Origin of the sequence: Luteimonas panaciterrae, from assembly GCF_020511115.1 — a bacterium.
In the GTDB taxonomy this organism is placed as follows: Bacteria; Pseudomonadota; Gammaproteobacteria; order Xanthomonadales; family Xanthomonadaceae; genus Luteimonas; species Luteimonas panaciterrae.
In genome coordinates this window covers 1-379 of record NZ_JAJAVH010000045.1, presented here as the reverse complement: position 1 = coordinate 379, position 379 = coordinate 1, and the positions used below count along the sequence as shown (strand labels likewise).

Genomic DNA, 379 nt, shown 5'->3' with positions numbered 1-379 from the left:
AGGACGCTACGGGCGCCGGCCACGGCTGGAAGCCAGACCGCGCCGCAGATCGCCAGCCAAGCCGTGCGCAGGACTGTCTTTGGTCTTGATCTCCGCGGGCATGCCCGCTACCTGTAGGGCATGCAGGACGGCGGCAAGCGTGTCCAGGCTGATGATGCAGCAGTCTACGCGGCCGGTATCGTCGAAGTCTTCCGCCACGCGGCGCAGCGCGGCGAACATGACTGCCGCAGCTTCCTCGACCGATGCTGTCATGAGGGGCAGTGAGGTGGTCTCGTCTTCGCCTGGGGCGTGATGGGTGACAGTGCCGTCAGGTGCGGTCACGCAAAAGAAAGTGGCAATGCTGGCGGGGTCACGATGGATCGCAAGCGCCAGTTCCGCC

At 65.7% G+C, this 379-nt stretch carries 1 protein-coding gene; it reads right to left on the bottom strand.

All coding sequences use genetic code 11. The features are described 5' to 3' along the window. Positions 1–6 precede the first annotated feature (6 nt). Positions 7–379, bottom strand: a 373-nt coding sequence (locus LG367_RS18150) for a hypothetical protein (protein WP_226470672.1), incomplete at its 5' end; no start/stop codon positions are given.